The organism is Hymenobacter sp. PAMC 26628 (assembly GCF_001562275.1).
Taxonomy (GTDB): Bacteria; Bacteroidota; Bacteroidia; order Cytophagales; family Hymenobacteraceae; genus Hymenobacter.
Window position 1 is genome coordinate 2904906 of the sequence record NZ_CP014304.1, and the last position, 17033, is coordinate 2921938.

A 17033-nucleotide genomic window follows, 5' to 3' on the forward strand; every position below is an offset into this window, starting at 1 on the left:
TGCCATGAAAAAGAATATATTAGTAGCCGCCCTGTACGGCACCGTTGCGTGCTTCCTGCTCGCTGTTGCTCCTGCCCTGGCCCAAGACGGCCCCGGCTCGGGGGGCCCCACGCCCAACGCCCCCACCGCCGTGCCCATTGATGGCGGCGCCTCAATTTTGCTGGCCAGCGGCGTGGCCCTTGGCCTGAAAAAGCTCCGCGACCGCCGCCGCGCCCGCTAGTTTTTCCGGGGCCCTGCCTGCTCTAGTTGTCTGACACTAGTTGCCAGTTGCTGGTTATCCGTTGTCAGAACCAATACAACCTATTGGCTGACAACGGATAACCAGCAAGTGGCAACTATTTACTTTTCACGCTTTATGGCTGTTCTTTTCAATAAAACTGCCCGGCCTCAGTGGCGTTTCCTGGCCGTGGCCACCGGGCTGTACCTGCTCTGGTGGCTGGGCTACGAGCACGGCTTGGGCCCCGACGGCCGCCTCGACCACGCCCTGTCGGTGCAGGTGGCGCGGGCGGCGGCCTGGGGCCTGCGGGCCTTTGGGTTTGCGGCAAGCACGGTGCCCACCTCCCCCACTCTGGTGCGGATGGCGGGCCAGCCGGCCGTGCTCGTGGGCGACCCCTGCAACGGCTTGGTGCTGTACGCGCTGTTCGCCGGCTTCGTGCTGGCTTATCCCGACAACGGCCGGCGCCGGGGCTGGTTCATTGCCCTGGGTATCGCCGTGTTGTACCTTGTGAACGTGGCGCGCGTGGCGGTGCTGGCCCTCAACCACACCTACTGGTACCACACCGTCGATTTCAATCACCACTACACGTTCACCTTCGTGGCCTACGCGGCCATCCTGGCCCTGTGGGCGTGGTGGACGAACGGCCGGCCGGCCGCCTATTCTGGCTATGAGCCCACCGCGTAGGGCACAGTTACCGGCGCGCTCCTGGGCCCACTGGCTAGCCCTGGCATTTTTTGGGGTCGTGTTGGTCCTGTTGGGCCAGTTCCAAGAGGAAGTATTTACCGTGCTGACGCGCGCGTGGTGGGCCGCTGGGGCCCCGGGGGCCCCCGGGCTGAGCCAGCACGGCTTGCCGGCGTCGGTCACTTACCACTTGCTCTACGCCGGGGCCAGCGCCGGGGCCCTGCACGTGCTGCTGCGCGGGCGCGGCACCCGGTGGGTGGTGGGCGGCTTCAGCGCCGCACTAGTGGCGGGCTTGGGGCTGCTGGCGTGGGGGCACGCCGCCCACTGGCCCGTGGCCACCGAGCAGGGCCACCTGCTGATTAGCGCGGCTTCCTCGCCGCTGGCGCTGCTGGCCGGCTACGCACTGGCCCTGCTGGGCCAGCCCGTGGCCACGCCTTCCCAACCGTAGCAGCTTTATGTTTTAATAGGCGCTTAGGCCGCTGGGGCTTGCCCGGCGGCCTAAACGCTTTTAGGGCCCCGGGAAGCTGCGGGAAAATACAGCCGAGCCCATTGCTGGCCCCCGCTTCGAAGGGACGTGCCGCAAGGGCATGTTGGTCGTGCGGGAGGAAGGCTCGCTTTACCTTTGATTTCTACAACCAATCGCCATGAAACTTCGCCCTTTGGAAGAGCTCTACACCAAGCTTGTGCCCAAAGCCGACGCCGCGGCTGGCGTGTTGCCGCCGCCGGACAGGCGGCGCGAAATCGGGCATTTCAACGTCTTCAACGTGGCGGACCTGATGCTCGACTACCGCAACCGGCCGCCGATGACCTTCGACCGGCGGGCCTTCTATAAAATCAGCCTGATTCGCGGGCGCAGCCGGATTGAGTACGCCAACCAGGGGCTTGAGGCGGCCGGCAACAACCTGTGGTTTGCCTCGCACCGCGTGCCCTACCGCTGGCTGCCGCACGACCAGGCGCAGGCGGGGTATTTCTGCGTGTTCACCGAAGAGTTTTTACGGCCCGCCAACGGGGGCCTAGTGCTACACGAGCTGCCGGTTTTTCAGCCGAGCGGCTGCCCAGTGGTGGCACTCACTGACGAAGAATACGCAGCCATTGAAGTCATTTTCAAGAAAATGGTCCAGGAAATTGCCTCCAGCTACGCCTATAAATACGACCTGCTGCGTGCCTACCTGCTGGAGCTTATTCACCGGGGGCAGCAGCTCCAGCCGGCCCCGGCCCGGGCCCCAACGCACTCGGCAGGGGCCCGGCTGGCGGCCCTGTTTGCCGACCTGCTGGAGCGGCAGTTCCCCCTGGAAGCCCCGCAGCAGCAGCTGCGCCTGCGCACGGCCACCGACTACGCCGGCCACCTAGCCGTGCACGTCAACCACCTGAACCGGGTGCTGAAGGAAACGACCGGCTGCACCACCACCGCCCTCATCGGCGGCCGGGTGGCGCAGGAGGCCAAGCTGCTGCTGAAGCAAACGAATTGGACCACCTCGGAAATTGCCAGCAGCCTGGGTTTTGCCGACGTGGCGCATTTCTGCAACTTCTTCAAGCGCCAGACGGGCCTGGTGCCGGGGGCTTTCCGGGAATAATACGAGTGTTTGAATTGTTCAGTAGATGGTTTGGCTCGCGCAACGCCGCCGCCGCCTGCCTGCCGGACCTTTGTGGGGTACTTACTGATCACCCTCAAACAGACCACCACATGCGTGTTTTCGTAACCGGCGCTACGGGCTTCATCGGCTCGGCCATCGTTCAAGAACTACTCGGCGCGGGCCACCAGGTGCTCGGCCTCGCCCGCTCGGAAGCCGCCGCCCAGGCCCTCACCGCCGCGGGCGCCGAGGCCCACCCGGGGGCCCTCGGCGACCTCGACAGCCTGCGGCGCGGCGCGGCGGCCGCGGACGGCGTCATCCACGCGGCCTACGGCCACGATTTCTCCGCCTATGAGGCCGCGGGCCAAGCCGATAAACTGGCCATTGAAACGCTCGGCAGCGCGCTGGCCAGTTCGGGCCGCCCCTTGGTGGTCACTGCCGGGCTGGCGGGCCTGGCCCTGGGGCGCCTCGGCACCGAAGAAGACACGCCCGGCCCTTCGCCCCGCTTGTCGGAGCCGGCCGCGCTGGCGCTGGTGGCGCAGGGCGTGCGGGCGTCCGTGGTACGCCTGGCGCCCTCCGTGCACGACCATGGCGACTACGGCTTCGTGCCAACGCTCATTAATATTGCCCGCCAAACGGGCGTGGCGGCGTACGTAGGCGAAGGGCTTAACCGCTGGTCCGCCGTGCACCGGCTCGATGCGGCCCACCTCTTCCGGCTGGCGCTGGAGCACGGCGTGGCCGGGGCCCGCTACCACGGCGTGGCCGACGAAGGCGTGCGGATGCGCGAGCTTGCGGCCATCATTGGCCGCCACTTGGGCGTGCCGGTCGCCAGCAAATCACCCGCGTAGGCCGACGACCACTTTGGCTGGATGGCCCGCTTCGTCGGCATGGACATGCCGGCCTCCAGTACCCTCACGCAGCAAGAACTAGCCTGGTACCCCAGCCACAAGGGCCTGCTGGCCGATTTGGAAGAGGGCAGCTATTTCAAGTAGCCGGTCAGTAGCTTGGACTTTGTAGTCCGAGCGTAGGCGCAGCGGGCATCCCGCGTCCGGCTCGTGCTACCGGAACTGCTCGCTGCGCTCGCGCTCGGACTACAAAGTCCAAGCTACTCCCTGGCGGCCCTAGCGCCGCGCTGTGCCTTCCGTCAGGCTGATGGCGTAGCCGCCGCCCGGCGCGCAGTATTGCGTGAGCTTGGATTTGCTGGTGACGATGAGTTTGCGGATGGCATAGGCCTGCGGGTTTTTCTCGTAGTGCGCGTTTTTACCGTCGGCGTAAATCGTGGCCAGGTACGTTTTGCCGGGGTCCAAAAAGCTTAGGTCGATGCGGGAGGTACGGCCCTGCTCGTCGCAGGTGCTGCCCACGAACCAGCTGCTTTTGCCCTTGGCCTTGCGGGCGATGGTGATGTAGTCGCCGGGCTCGGCTTCGAGCACCTTCGAGTCGTCCCAGTCCACGGCCACGTCCTCGATGAACTGGAAAGCATCGAGGTGCTTGTTGTAGGTTTCGGGCAGGTCGGCGGCCATCTGCAACGGGCTGTACATGGTCACGTACAGGGCCAGCTGGCGGGCCAGGGTACTGTGCACGAACGACTTGTTGGCGGGGTTGTAGGCACTCACCCGCGTCTGGAAAATGCCCGGCGTGTAGTCCATGGGGCCCCCAATGAGGCGCGTGAAGGGCAGAATAGTGGTGTGGTCGGCGTTGTTGCCCCCGAACGATTCGTACTCAGTGCCGCGGGCGGCCTCGTTGCCAATCAGGTTAGGGTAGGTGCGGGCCAGGCCGGTGGGGCGCACGGCCTCGTGGGCGTTCACCATGATTTTGTGCTTGGCGGCCTCCGTGATGGCGTAGAGGTAGTGGTTGTTGAGCCACTGCCCGTAGTGGTGCTCGCCACGGGGCAGGATGTTGCCCACGTAGCCGCTCTTCACGGCCGTGTAGCCGTTGTCGTTCATGAACTGGTAGGCCCGCTCCATGTGCCGCTCGTAGTTGCGCACCGAGCTGCTGGTTTCGTGGTGCATGATGATTTTGATGCCTTTGCCGGCCGCGTAGCGGTGCAGCTCCTGCACGTCAAAGTCGGGGTACGGCGTCACGAAATCGAACACGTAGTCTTTGCTCTGGCCGAACCAGTCTTCCCAGCCGATGTTCCAGCCCTCCACCAGCACGGCGTCGAGGTGGTGCTGGGCGGCAAAGTCGATGTACTCCTTCACGTGGGCCGTGGTGGCGCCGTGCGTGCCGCTGGGCTTGAGCGTGGCGTAATTGATGGAATCGAGCTTGAGGTTGCCGCCGTTGGTGTACGACCACGTGCTTTTGCCGGTAATCATTTCCCACCACACGCCCACGTATTTGGTGGGCTTGATCCAGCTCGTGTCCGTGTACTTGGTGGGCTCGTTGAGGTTGAGCACCAGCTTCGACTCCAGAATGTCGCCGGCCCGGTCGCTGACGATGATGGTGCGCCAGGGCGAGAGGCAGGGCGTTTGCAGGTAGCCTTTGTTGCCCTGGGCGTCGGGCGTGAGGTGCGATTCGAGCACGAAGTTCTTGTCGTCCAGCTCCAGCGACATGGTGGAGTAGTCAATCAGCGCCGCCTCGTGCAGGTTGATGTACAGGCCGTCCGCGCTCTTGAGCATGAGCGGCGTTTGCACGCCGGTGGGCGAGAACGTGGTTTGCGAGGCGTTGCCGGTCACGGCCGTTTTCATCAGCCCGCGCACCTCCGACAGTTTCGAAGTGGTGGTGCTGTACTCCTGCGTGTCGTAGTCGCCGGGCAGCCAAAAGGCCTTGTGGTCGCCGGCCAGGGCAAACTGCGTGCGCTCTTCCTTCACCACGAAATACGCCAGCTCGGGCTGCTTGGGAAACTCGTAGCGGAAGCCCAGCCCGTCGTCGAACACCCGGAAGTGCAGCACCATCGTGCGCTTGGTGGCGGCCTGCGTGAGCGTGACGGTCAGCTCGTTGTAGTGGTTGCGGATGGTTTTGGTTTCGCCCCACACCGGCGTCCAGGTTTGGTCGAAGGCCGTGGTTTTGGCGTCGCGCACGGCAAAGCCGTTGGCGAGCCCGGGGCCCTCCTTCAGCTCCAAACCCAGGTGGCTGGGCTTGATGACCGCCCGGCCCTTGTAGGTGAGGCTGTAAGTGGGCACCCCGCCCGCTTGCAGCGAGAAGGTGAGCGCCAGGTTGGCGTTGGGCGACTTGATTTCTTCGGCGTGCGCGAAATTCCAGCAGCAAACGAAGCTAACCAGGAGTAGCGACTGGCGAATGAGGCGGCGGGGCGCCAACCGGCGGGCGGGGAAAGGGTGGGGCATAGCGGGGAGTACAGAAAAATCCGGGGAACGGGTGGGCGAGCCAGGCCAGCCCAGGGCACCCGCAACCCGCGCCAAAGGTAGCCCGGGGGCCCGCACGAGCGGCCTCTGCTACGAAACCAATGGCAAACCCGGGGCCCCGGGCCCGCCGCCGTCCGCCGCCACCAGCCACGCGTAAGCCGCAGGCACGTCGTAGAAGGCCATGACCGTGGGCCCGGCCGCGGCCATGGCCAGCGCCACTTCGGCCGAGCGCCAGCTCCCCGACTCGGCCGCGTACACCCAGGCCATGTGCCGGAGCCCGGCCGCGCCCAGGCCCGGCAGCACCTCGCGGATGACCCACTCGGCGTTTTCCAGGTGCCACAGGCTGGTCACGTTGGTGTTGTCGTTCAGTAGCTTGCGGCAGCCCGTGGCTTGCAGGAAGTACTGCAACTGCGCCGCGCCGCGCGTCACCGTTGCACGGGTTTGGGGGCCCCGCCAGTCCACGTACAGCCACCCCCGGGGCACGTCGTGCACAATGGTAACGGATGGCCAAGACAACAGCAATGAGTACGGCATAGCGCGAAGAAAATGAGCAAGGGCCCAGGCAGAAACCGGGCCACACCGCGGAGCTAGTAAGCACCCCGGGTCGCCTTCAACCGGCCAGCAGGGGCACTCCCTAACCCACTAGCTGCTCGTTGCTGCCCGTTGAAAAACCCATAAGTCAACGGTTGCCAACAAGTGCCAACGAGCAACTGGTAACTCGTTTGCTTTTACGCAGTTGCTTGGCAGGCCTCGCCAGGGCCCCAGGTTGGCCCCAAAGCCTGCGCAAATGGAACCCAAAGTACTTTTTCGCAGGTTTTCAATAAATTAACTTGCAGTGGGGCCAACCTTCTTTCTGCTGGGCCCGGGCGTGGGTTTTGGGCCCGCGAACCTTAGGGACGGCCCGGGACTTATGGTCCCAACCACCGGGTGCCGTTTGGAGTAAAAGGCCCTGGCCCTGGTTTGGCCATTCTTATTCTTTCTTTACATATGAAAATTTCTGCCCTTCGCTCTGCTCTGCTGCCCGCCGCCCTGGCCGGCGGCGCAGCCCTGCTTGCCCTTGCGCCGGCCGCGCCCCGCGTGGCCCCCGACCCCGGCAACGCTGGCCTGAAACTACCGACCGGCTTTGGGGCCCTGGTGGTGGCCGAAACCGGCGGCAAGGCCCGGCACCTCGCCGTCACGCCCGAGGGCACGGTGTACGTAAAACTCAACAAGCCCACGGCCCAGGGCGGCATCCTGGTGCTGAAGCCCTCGGCAACCGGCAAGGCCACCGTAGCCAGCGGCTTCGGCAACTACGGCGGCACGGGCATGTACCTCAAAAACGGGTACTTGTACGCCTCGTCCGACAAAGACGTGTACCGCTACAAGCTCGACGCCAAAAACCAAGTCATCAACCCCGCCCAGCCCGAACTGGTGGTGGCGGGCCTCAAGCTGGGCCAGGAGCACGAGAGCAAGTCCATCGTGCTCGACAACGCCGGCAACCTCTACGTGAACGTGGGGGCCTACTCCAACTCGTGCCAAGTGAAGGACCGCGAGAAGGGCTCGATGGGCATCGCCAACTGCCCGGTCCTGGACTCGGCGGGCGGCATCTGGCAGTTCAAGGCCGATGGGCAGCGCCAGCGCCAGGCCCAGGGCACGCGCTACACCACCGGCCTGCGCAACGTGGTGGGCCTCGACTGGAACGAGAAGGACAACCAGCTCTTCGTGATGCAGCACGGCCGCGACCAACTGCACGACATCTTCCCGGCCATGTACGACGAGAAAACCTCGTCCCAGCTGCCGGCCGAGTGCATGTACGCCCTCAAGTCGGGCGACAACGCCGGCTGGCCCTACATCTACTATGACCCCGCCAAGCGCCAGAAAATGCTGGCCCCCGAGTACGGCGGCGACGGCAAAAAAGCTGTGACCGACAAGTACATTGACCCGGTGGCCGCCTACCCCGCCCACATGGCCCCCGACGCGCTGCTGTTCTACACCGGTAGCATGTTCCCGGCCAAATACCGCAACGGGGCCTTCATCGCCTTCCACGGCTCCTGGAACCGGGCCCCCGAGCCCCAGATGGGCTACTTCGTGGCCTTCCAGCCCTTCAAGGACGGCAAGCCCAGCGGCCCCTATGAGGTATTTGCCGACAACTTCGCCGGCACGGCCGCTAAAACCGCTTCGGGCCGCGCCGACCACCGCCCCTGCGGCTTGGCCCAGGGCCCCGACGGCTCGCTCTACGTGAGCGACGACTCGAAAGGCACCATTTTCCGCATCGTTTACAACAAGTAGCATGACCCGTTCTTCCCTTTTGGGGGCCGCCCTCCTGCTGGCTGCGGTCCTGGCGCTGCCGGGCGCTGGGCCCGCGGGGGCCCAAACCAAGCCCAAACCTAAAGCCGCTGCCGCCGGGGCCCCCGCCCCGGCGCTGCTGGCCCAAGGCAAGCAAGTATACACGCAATACTGCCTCAGCTGCCACCAGGCCGACGGCGGCGGCGTACAAAACATGAACCCGCCCCTCACTAAAACCGAGTACGTGCTCGGCGACAAAGCGCGGCTAACCAATATCCTGGTGCACGGCTTTGCGGAGAAAGTGGAAATCCAAGGCGAGACGTACCGCAACGTCATGCCAGCCCACGACTTTCTCACCGACGCGCAAATGGCCGCCGTGCTCACCTACGTGCGCAACTCGTTCGGCAACAAAGCCAGCGCCGTGAGCGTAGCCGAGGTAAAAGCTACCCGCGCCAGCAAGTAACGTAGCGTGGACGCTGCGCGTCCTGCCGGCAATAGATGTAGCGCGAACTCTGTAGTCCGCGGCTCTCGCTTTGTCCTGCCGATTATCGGGCAGCGACCAGGTAGCGCCGCGAGCCACAGAGTTCGCGCTACATCTATTACCGGTAAGACAAAGCGAAAGGCACTGACTCGCAGAGTCCACGCTACGCCCCAAACTGTACCCGCAGCACATGGCGCCGGCCGGCTGGCTCGAACATGTAGCTCACTCCAAACCCGTAGTACACCCCAATTTGCTGCACGATGCTCAGGCCCAACCCGGGCGAGTCGGCGGTGGCGCGGTGCTTGCGAAAGCGTTCGAAGAAGCGGGCCGGGTCGCCGCCCGGGTCGGCCCCGGGGTTGCTGATTTCGAAAAAGTTGCCGCCCAGCACCGCCGTTACATCGCCGCCCGGCTCGTTGTGCTTGATGGCGTTGTGCAGCAGGTTGTGCACCAGCGAATCGGCCAGGCCGGGGTGCATGTACACCACCAGGGCCGCCGGCGCGTGCAGGTGCAAGGCCAAGCCCCGGGCTTCGAGTAGGGGCCCCAGCTGCCGGCTTTTTTCGGCCACTAGCTCGTCAAGCCGCACCGGGGCGGCGGCGGCAAACTGCCGGTTTTCGATGCGGCTGAGCAGCCCCAGGGCTTGGTGCAGGCGCGAGAGGCGGCGCGTGGCACCGTATAATTCCGCCAGTAGCGGCGCGGCGGCGGGGTCGCGCTCCAGGACCGGCAGTTGCAGCAGTTGTTCCAGCTGGGCCTGCATAATGGCCAGCGGCGTCTGGGTTTCGTGGGCCGCGTTGGCCGTGAACTCGCGCAGGTTTTCGTAGTCGGCCACCAGGCGCTGGCTGAGGTGCGTCAGGGCCAGGTTCAGTTCGGCAAACTCGGCGATGGCGGGCGTGGGCAGCGCCAGGGGCTGGTGCTGCTGCAAGTCGTAGCCGCGCAGGGCCCCCAGCGTGTGCCGAAACGGGGCCCAGAGCCGCCCCGCTAGCCAGCGGTTGAGCAGGGCCGCGCCGCCCAGCAGCGCCGCCAGCACGCCCAGCATGGTGGTGAGAATGACGCGCACCAAATCGTCGGTTTCGACCAGCGACTTGCGCACCGTCACCCACGCCGGGGGCCCCGCCGCCGGGCGCACCGCAAACGTGAGCTGCCGGTGCGGCACCCATTCGTGCTCCAGCGTGTCGCGCAGCACAATGTCGCTGAAGCCCACCGGCCGGGGCCCCGTGCTCACGTCCAGCCCCGACTCGAACGGGGGCGCCGGCAGCGGCCGGCCGGCGCGCACCTGCTGCTCAACTTCGTGGCGGCGAACGGCCAGCTGCTCGCCTACCTCGTGGCGCAAGGCGTGGTTCACGCCTACGTACAGGGCCCCGCTGCCCACCGCGAACAGCACCGCCGCCAGGGCCAGGTAGTAGCGGTTGGTGGCGGCGAGCAGCTTCATATTTTCAAGGAGCGAACGGGTGAATGAGCGAGGTGGTGGATCAATGGGTGAATTATAGAACGAGCCACAAGCCCGTCATGCTGAGCGCAGCGAAGCATCTTTCTGGCGCCAGCAATCAGGATTAGTTACGCGAAAAAGATGCTTCGCTGCGCTCAGCATGACGGTCTAATTCTCACATTTGAAACACATTCCACACATTTTCACATTTAAACAACCTACTCGCTGCTAAGCTTATACCCTACGCCGTACATGGTACGAATGTAATTATCGGCGCCTTTTTCCTGGAGCTTTTTGCGCAGGTTTTTGAAGTGGGTGTAGATGAAATCGAATGAGTCGGCGGCGTCCACGGCGTCGCCGCAGAGGTGCTCGGCGATGGCTTCTTTGGTGAGGACGCGGTCGGGGTTGGCGAGCAGGTAGAGGAGCAGGTCGTACTCTTTGCGGGTGAGGGCAAGGGGCTCGCCGCGCACCAGCACTTCGGCTTGGTCGGGCCACACCAGCAGGTCGCGGAACACGATGTGGTGCTGCCCCTGGAACTGCCGCCGCCGGATGATGGCCCGCAGCCGGGCGTTCAGCTCCGAGAGGTGAAAGGGCTTGACGAGGTAGTCGTCGGCCCCCAGGTCGAGGCCGGCGATGCGGTCCTCCAGGGTATCGCGGGCGGTGAAGATGAGCACGCCGGCCGGCGAATTATCGGCCTTCAGGACCCGCACCAGGTCGAGGCCGTTGCCGTCGGGCAGCGTAAGGTCGAGCAGCACGCAGTCGTAGCGGTAGAGCTTGATTTTCTCGTAGGCCTGGGCAAAATCGGCCGCCACTTCCACCACGTAGCCGCCGGGGCGCAGCGATTCGAGCAGCACGGCGCGCAGGGCAGGTTCGTCTTCGATAAGCAGGAGCTTCATGAAAAGATAATCGGGCCGCGGGCGGGAAGTTTCGCCGGCCAGGCTGCGAAAAAACGAAGCAAAGCTGGGGGAAATCTGTGGCCCGGCCCGGCGGCTGGGGCCCCAACGGTGGCAGCCGCCAACATTGCTTCAGAATTATGGAAGACTTTTACGGTGTTTAGTGCTTGCTTCTCCCCTTATCTCGCTCGCTGTGGTGCTTTTTGTTTTTCGCTGGCTAGCCGCAGGGGCCCTGGTGCTGGGCCTAGGGGCCGGGGCGGCCCGTGCCCAAGGGGCGGGCCAGCCCACGCTGGGGCCCCTGCCGGCCGTGGCGCCCGCCGAGCCGGCCAGCCTGCGGGCGCTGCCCGACTTCCTGGCCGTGGCCTACGCCCAAAGCCCGCTGCTGGGCGACCTGCGCAACCAAGTGCTGCAAAACCGCCTCGACAGCCTCCGCCGCAAGGCGCAGAACGGCGTGCAGGTGGCCGGCATCGGGGCGGCGGTGGCGTCGCCGTCCATCACGAACAGCAGCGGCGAGCAGGTCATCGGCTACGACCAGGCCGTGAGCAACGGCGGCAACTACGCCACCTTCGGGCAGGCCACCAAGCCGGTGCTCAACCGCTTCCAGCTGCAAACCGACTACCGCATCCTGGGCAACCAGGGGCTGGTGCTGCGCAACACTGGCCGCCTCTCAGCTCTGGATTTGCGCCGCTCCGTAACCGACCAGTTCCTGATGGCTTATGCCGCGCAGCTGCAATTCGACTTCAGCCGCACCTTGCTCGGGCAGCTGCGCCAGCAAGACCAGCAGCTGCGCCAGCTCGTGAACGCGGGCGTGTTCAAGCAGACGCAGTACCTGAGCTTTTACCTGTCGGTGCACACCCAGGAGGTAACCGTGGAGCAAAACCGCCTCGGCTACCGGCGCGAGCTGGGCACGCTGCGCTACCTGTGCGGCGTGGCCGACACGGCCCTGGTGGCCCTGGCCGTGCCCGGGGCCCCGGTGCGCCGGCCGTTGGCGGGCCTGGGCTCCATCACCCAGCGCCAGTACACGCTGGATAGCCTGCGCTACCAGCTCGACCGCCAGGCCGTGGACGCCAGCTACCGGCCCAAGCTGAGCGCGGTGCTCGACGCCGGCATCCAATCATCGCAGCCCGGGCTGCTGGCCCTGGGGCACAGCACCGGCCTGGGGGCAGGCTTTTTGCTGGCACTGCCTATTTTCGACGGCCACCAGCGGCAGCTCCAGTACCAGCGCATTGACTTGGGCGAGCGGAGCCGGCGCGGCTACCGGCAGTTCCTGACGGTGCAGCGGCAGCAGCAGTACGACCAGCTGGGGGCCCTCATCCAAGCCTCGGAGGCGCTGGCGGCGCGCATCCGCGAGCAGCTGCGGGTAGCCGAGGCCCTGGTGGGCGCCGCCCGCCAGCAGCTGGCCACCGGCGACGTGATGATCTTGGACTACCTAAACCTGGTGACGAGCTACCGCACCCTGCAGTTCAGCCTCACGCAGGCCGAAACCGACCGCCTTCGCAGCCAGTACGCGCTAGACTATTTGGCGGAATAGGGCCCCGGGGGCCCGCTGCTTTCGTTCTTTTCGGCACCTGTTTTAAGCGCCCTTGCCCAATTAAAGGCCGTTGCGTTGAGCCTGTCGAAGTACCTCTCCTACAGCAGCAAACCATGATTTGGCGCATTTTCGAAATCTGTGCCGCGGAAACTGCCGCCGCCAAAACCTTGCCCCCGTTGGGGCCCCGAAACTGCTCTACGCAGCGTAAGAGATGCTTTGGCGGCACAGACGCCAGTTGAGCATCACGCTGTTCTTTTATCCCTAGTAAACACCTGGTTTTTGCTTTCATCTATGCTCCGTTTTCTGCCTTTTGCGTTGCTCTTGCTTTTGGCCGCTTGCCACTCCGGGGCCCCCGCGGCCGACGCACCCGCCGACGGCGAGGCCGCCGCCGCGAAGCCCCGCGCCGTCGTCACGGTGGGCACGGTGCAGCGCGATACCGTGACGGACGTGCTCCGGCTGAGCGCCCTTTCGGCCTACCCGGCCAAGGACGTGCTGCGCGCCACCACCACCGGCTACCTGCTGGCGCCGGTGCCGGTGCCGGGCCAGCGCGTGGCCGCCGGGCAAACCGTGTTCACCCTCCAAACCAAGGAAAGCCGGGTGCTGCACCTGGATAAGCTCACCGGCGACCCGCGCCTGCGCTTCTCCGGCATCATCCGCATCAAGGCCAGCCAGGCGGGCGTGCTGGCCACCGTAGACAAGCTGGCCGGCGATTACGTGCAGGACGGCGAGCAGCTAGCCCTGAGCTACGACCGCGCCCGCTTCGGCTTCGTGCTCGACGTGCCCGTGACGCAGCTGCGTTACGTGCGCGTGGGCCAGCCCTGCCGCATTCGCCTGCCCGATGGCCGCATCTTGCCGGGCCGCGTGGCCGAAGTGCTCGCCACCGCCGACGCCGCCCTCCAAACCCAGCGCTACACCGTGCGCCCCACCGGCCCGGTGCCCGAACTGCCCGAAAACCTCGCCGTGCAAGTCGAGGTCGACCGCACCGCGCCGCACCTGACCCCTACCCTGCCCCGCGCGGCCGTCCTCACCGACGAAACCCAGACCCAGTTTTGGGTGATGCGCCTGCTCAACGACTCGACCGCCGTGAAGGTACCCGTGACCGTGGGCAACCAGCAGACCGACCGCGTGGAAATTAAGTCGCCCGCCTTCACCAGCCGCGACAAGATTCTGCTCTCCGGCAACTATGGCCTCGACGACACGGCGGCCGTGAAAGTGCAGCGGGCCGGCCAGGTGCCGCCCGCTGCTGCCGAGTAGGGCCGCTCTTACTTCCTTTAGACCTCGTATGCGTACTCCTTTTTTGCAAGCCTACAAGGCCCCCATCGCGGTGCTGCTGGCGCTGGCCCTGGCCCTGGGCGGGCTAGCCTACCGGCGGCTGAACGTGGCCCTGTTTCCGGAAGTAACCTTTCCGAAAGTAAAGGTGATTGCCGACGTGGGCCTCGCCCCCGTGGACCGGGTGATGGTGACCGTGACCAAGCCGCTGGAAGACGCCATGAAGCAAGTGCCCGGCCTGCGCCTGCTACGCTCGACCACCAGCCGGGGCTCGTGCGAGATTTCGGCGTACCTCAACTGGGGCGTCGATGTGGTGCAGGCCCAGCAGCTCATCGAGAGCCGCCTCAACCAAGCGCGGGGCAACCTGCCGGCCAACATCAACATCAGCGTCGAGCGCATGAACCCGGCCATTCTGCCGGTGATGGGCTACACGCTGGAGGCGCCGGGGCACTCGGCCCTGGAGCTGCGGCGGCTGGCCCTCTACACGATTAAGCCGTTCATCTCGCAGGTGGAGGGAGTAGCGGCCGTGCAGATTCAGGGCGGGCGCACCAAGGAGTACGAGGTCGAGCTCATTCCGACCCAGCTCGCCGCCCTGGGCCTGGGCCCCGACGACGTGCAGACGGCCCTGAACAACACCAACTTCGTGCTCAGCAACGGCTACCTGGCCGACTACCGCCGCCTCTACCTGACGGTGACGGATGCCACCATTCTGCAAAAAGAGGACATCGAAAACGTGGTGCTGCGCAACGACAACCGCCGCATTGTGCGCCTGGCCGACGTGGCCACGGTGCGCATCGGCGAGCAGCCCGAGTACATCCGCATCAACGCCAACGGGCACGACGCGGTACTCATCTCGGTGCAGCGCCAGCCAGCGGCCAACGTGGTGCAGGTGAGCCAGGGCGTGGCCGCCAAAGTGGCGGCGCTGCGCGTGGGCCTGCCGCGCGGCATCAAGCTGGAGCCCTACTACGACCAGGCCGATTTCGTGTCGGAAGTAGTGCGCTCGGTGCAGGACTCCCTGTGGATTGGGCTGGCCTTGGCGCTGGTGGTCACGTCGCTGTTTCTGCGCTCGTGGCGGGCGTCGCTCACGCTCGTGCTCACCATTCCGGTGGCGCTGGCCCTGACGTTGGCCGTGCTCTATTTCGTGCTGGGCTACTCGCTCAACATCATGACCCTGGGCGCGATTGCCGCCGCCATTGGCCTCATGATTGACGACGCCGTGGTGATGGTCGAGCAGCTGCACCGCGTGGGCGAGGAGCACCCGGCCGCCACGCCCGGCGAGGTGGTGGAGCGCTCGGTGAAGCACTTGCTGCCCGCCCTGATAGGCTCCAGCCTCAGCACCATCGTGATTTTCCTGCCTTTTGCCCTGCTGGGTGGCGTGGCAGGAGCTTATTTTAAAGTACTTGCTACCACGATGGTAGTGGCGCTGGTGTGCTCGTTTTTCGTGGCGTGGCTGGGGCTGCCGGTCGCGTACCTGCTGCTCAGCAAAAAAAATAAGGGGCCCCAGCCGACCGGCCCGCCGTCAACCAACGACGAATTTGGCCCCGACGACGCCCCGGCCGACGCCACCACGGCGGCCGCCGACGACAGCCTGGAGCTGGAAAAGCGGGCTTCAACGCCTTCCAAAAAAATGAAGGGCGGGCCTGCGGCTGAGGCGCAGGGTGCGACGGCTTCGACCCAGCACCACGACATTCCGTGGGTGCGCTCGGTTATCCGCCACCCGGCTTACAGCGTGGTGGGTATTCTGCTGCTGGTGGGGGTGATGGCGTTCATCATTCCGCGCCTGGCCACGGGCTTTTTGCCCGATATGGACGAAGGGGCCATTGTGCTCGACTATAACTCGCCGGCCGGCACCAGCCTCGACGAAACGGACCGCATGCTGCGCCAGGCCGAAAAGCTCATTCTGCAAGTGCCAGAGGTGGCCAGCTACTCGCGCCGCACGGGCACCCAGATGGGCTTCTTTATCACCGAGCCTAACCGGGGCGACTACCTCATTCGCCTCAAAACCAGCCGCAAGCGCAGCACCGAGGAAGTAATCTCCGACCTGCGCCAGCGCATCGAAGCTACCGAGCCGGCATTGGTGATAGACTTCGGCCAGGTTATCGGCGACATGCTCGGCGACCTCATGAGCACCGTGCAGCCCATCGAAATCAAGGTTTTCGGCCCCGACGCTACCCAGCGCTACGCCCTGGCCAACCAGGTAACCGACGTGGTGACCAAAACCGCCGGCACGGCCGACGTCTTCAACGGCATCGTGCGGGTGGGCCCCAGCGTGGACGTGCGCCCCAACCCGCGCAAGCTGGCGCAGTTTGGCCTTACGGCCACGAATTTCCAGACGCAGCTGCAAACGCAGCTTGGCGGCACGGTGGCCGGCAACGTGCTCAGCGGCGAGCAGCTGCTCAACATTCGGATGCGCTACCCGCAAGCGGCGCAGGCCACGCTGGCCCAGATGCGCGGCGAGCCCGTCTTTCTGCCCAACGGCCAGCGCCGCCGCCTCGACGAGCTGGCCGACATCACCGTCACCACCAGCAGCGCCGAGCTGGAGCGGGAAAACCTGCAAGCCATGACGGCCGTCACCGCCCGCCTGGATGGCCGCGACCTGGGCTCGGCCATGCAGGAAATTCAACAGAAGATTGTGCGCGAAGTACCCCTGCCACCTGGCTATTTCATCCAGTACGGCGGCTCGTATGCCGAGCAGCAGCAGTCGTTCCAAGAGCTGCTCACCATCCTGGGCACCGCGTGCCTACTGGTATTCGCAGTCGGCTTGTTCCTGTTCAGAGACCTCAAAGCGGCGGGGCTGATTTTACTCGTGGCCATCCTGGGGCCCGCCGGCGGCAGCCTGGCGCTGTACCTCACCAACACGCCGCTCAACGTCGGCTCCTACACTGGCCTTATCATGGTAGTGGGCATCATTGGTGAGAACGCCATCTTCACCTTCCAGCAGTTCAACGACTTCCGCGCCGAAGGTGGGCCGGTGGAGGAGGCCATTGCCTACGCCATCGCCGCCCGGCTGCGCCCCAAGTTGATGACGGCGCTCTCGGCCATTGTGGCGCTGGCCCCGCTGGCCCTCGGCATTGGCGCCGGGGCCCAGCTGCACCAGCCGCTGGCCATCGCCGTTATCGGGGGCCTATTGCTGGCCCTACCTCTGCTGCTGGTGGTGCTGCCCAGCCTGCTGCGCCTAGCCTACGGCGGCGGGAAGCCAGGACTTACCAGTATAGAAAATCTTTAACCTTGGGATGCGTAACCAGCTTGTAAAGGAAGGCCAAGGCACCAATGACCTTGAGTGTCATGCCCATAATCAGCAGTGCATCGGCCCCAGCCCAGTGCATAATTTTGAGCAACGCGCCTATAAAATCGGCGCAGAGCCCAAAAACGAATAGAACAACGGCGTGCTTGGCTTTCATGG

Annotated in this window: 16 protein-coding genes; 11 read left to right on the plus strand and 5 right to left on the minus strand. The window is 65.3% G+C overall.

Features of this window, described 5'->3' with window-relative positions:
* Window positions 1-4 precede the first annotated feature (4 nt).
* The 6 genes from AXW84_RS12795 (at window position 5) to AXW84_RS26235 (ending at window position 3461) form a co-directional block, all read left to right on the plus strand.
* Window positions 5-220: a PID-CTERM protein-sorting domain-containing protein gene (locus AXW84_RS12795; RefSeq protein ID WP_068233730.1), complete on the plus strand. Its 216-nt coding sequence runs from the start codon at window positions 5-7 to the stop codon at window positions 218-220.
* A gap of 135 nt (window positions 221-355) precedes the next feature.
* A complete protein-coding gene (xrtX, locus tag AXW84_RS12800) occupies window positions 356-901 on the plus strand; it encodes an exosortase X (protein ID WP_068233733.1) in 546 nt (181 codons plus the stop codon).
* A gap of 58 nt (window positions 902-959) precedes the next feature.
* Window positions 960-1346, plus strand: a complete 387-nt coding sequence (locus AXW84_RS12805; protein WP_236943119.1) for a hypothetical protein — start codon at window positions 960-962, stop codon at window positions 1344-1346.
* 196 nt (window positions 1347-1542) lie between these two features.
* On the plus strand, window positions 1543-2472 hold the full coding sequence (locus AXW84_RS12810) for a helix-turn-helix domain-containing protein (protein WP_068233738.1): 930 nt from the start codon (window positions 1543-1545) through the stop codon (window positions 2470-2472).
* 110 nt (window positions 2473-2582) lie between these two features.
* Window positions 2583-3317 carry an SDR family oxidoreductase gene (locus AXW84_RS12815; RefSeq protein WP_236943120.1) on the plus strand — a complete coding sequence of 245 codons (735 nt, stop codon included), beginning with the start codon at window positions 2583-2585 and terminating at the stop codon, window positions 3315-3317.
* Between the two features lie 21 nt (window positions 3318-3338).
* A complete protein-coding gene (locus AXW84_RS26235; protein ID WP_257722061.1) occupies window positions 3339-3461 on the plus strand; it encodes a hypothetical protein in 123 nt (40 codons plus the stop codon).
* A 129-nt stretch (window positions 3462-3590) separates the two neighbouring features.
* Here AXW84_RS26235 and AXW84_RS12820 read toward each other — a convergent pair whose 3' ends face one another.
* Window positions 3591-5750, minus strand: coding sequence for a glycoside hydrolase family 97 protein (locus tag AXW84_RS12820; RefSeq protein ID WP_068233741.1), 2160 nt, complete (start codon window positions 5748-5750; stop codon window positions 3591-3593).
* Between the two features lie 108 nt (window positions 5751-5858).
* A complete protein-coding gene (locus tag AXW84_RS12825; RefSeq protein WP_068233744.1) occupies window positions 5859-6302 on the minus strand; it encodes a hypothetical protein in 444 nt (147 codons plus the stop codon).
* 453 nt (window positions 6303-6755) lie between these two features.
* Between AXW84_RS12825 and AXW84_RS12830 the strand changes: the two genes are divergently transcribed.
* A complete protein-coding gene (locus AXW84_RS12830; protein WP_068233746.1) occupies window positions 6756-8036 on the plus strand; it encodes a PQQ-dependent sugar dehydrogenase in 1281 nt (426 codons plus the stop codon).
* A 1-nt stretch (window position 8037) separates the two neighbouring features.
* A complete protein-coding gene (locus AXW84_RS12835; RefSeq protein ID WP_071891295.1) occupies window positions 8038-8496 on the plus strand; it encodes a c-type cytochrome in 459 nt (152 codons plus the stop codon).
* A 181-nt stretch (window positions 8497-8677) separates the two neighbouring features.
* Here AXW84_RS12835 and AXW84_RS12840 read toward each other — a convergent pair whose 3' ends face one another.
* Both AXW84_RS12840 and AXW84_RS12845 read right to left on the minus strand, forming a co-directional pair.
* Entirely contained in the window at window positions 8678-9940 is a 1263-nt protein-coding gene (locus AXW84_RS12840) for a sensor histidine kinase (protein WP_068233755.1), read from the minus strand.
* Window positions 9941-10155: 215 nt separating this feature from the next.
* Window positions 10156-10833: a response regulator transcription factor gene (locus AXW84_RS12845; RefSeq protein ID WP_068233758.1), complete on the minus strand. Its 678-nt coding sequence runs from the start codon at window positions 10831-10833 to the stop codon at window positions 10156-10158.
* A 190-nt stretch (window positions 10834-11023) separates the two neighbouring features.
* On the opposite strand from AXW84_RS12845, the gene AXW84_RS12850 reads away from it, so the two are divergent.
* The 3 genes from AXW84_RS12850 to AXW84_RS25895 all read left to right on the plus strand — a co-directional run bounded on the left by AXW84_RS12850 (window position 11024) and on the right by AXW84_RS25895 (window position 16856).
* Window positions 11024-12361, plus strand: a complete 1338-nt coding sequence (locus AXW84_RS12850; RefSeq protein ID WP_068233761.1) for a TolC family protein — start codon at window positions 11024-11026, stop codon at window positions 12359-12361.
* A gap of 291 nt (window positions 12362-12652) precedes the next feature.
* A complete protein-coding gene (locus tag AXW84_RS12855; RefSeq protein ID WP_068233762.1) occupies window positions 12653-13615 on the plus strand; it encodes an efflux RND transporter periplasmic adaptor subunit in 963 nt (320 codons plus the stop codon).
* A gap of 28 nt (window positions 13616-13643) precedes the next feature.
* A complete protein-coding gene (locus AXW84_RS25895; protein ID WP_068233766.1) occupies window positions 13644-16856 on the plus strand; it encodes an efflux RND transporter permease subunit in 3213 nt (1070 codons plus the stop codon).
* Here the strand turns inward: AXW84_RS25895 and AXW84_RS12865 are convergent.
* Window positions 16834-17031 (minus strand): GldL-related protein, encoded by a 198-nt coding sequence (locus tag AXW84_RS12865; protein ID WP_068233769.1) that lies wholly within the window; start codon window positions 17029-17031, stop codon window positions 16834-16836. The genes AXW84_RS25895 and AXW84_RS12865 overlap by 23 nt on opposite strands.
* Window positions 17032-17033: the final 2 nt, after the last annotated feature.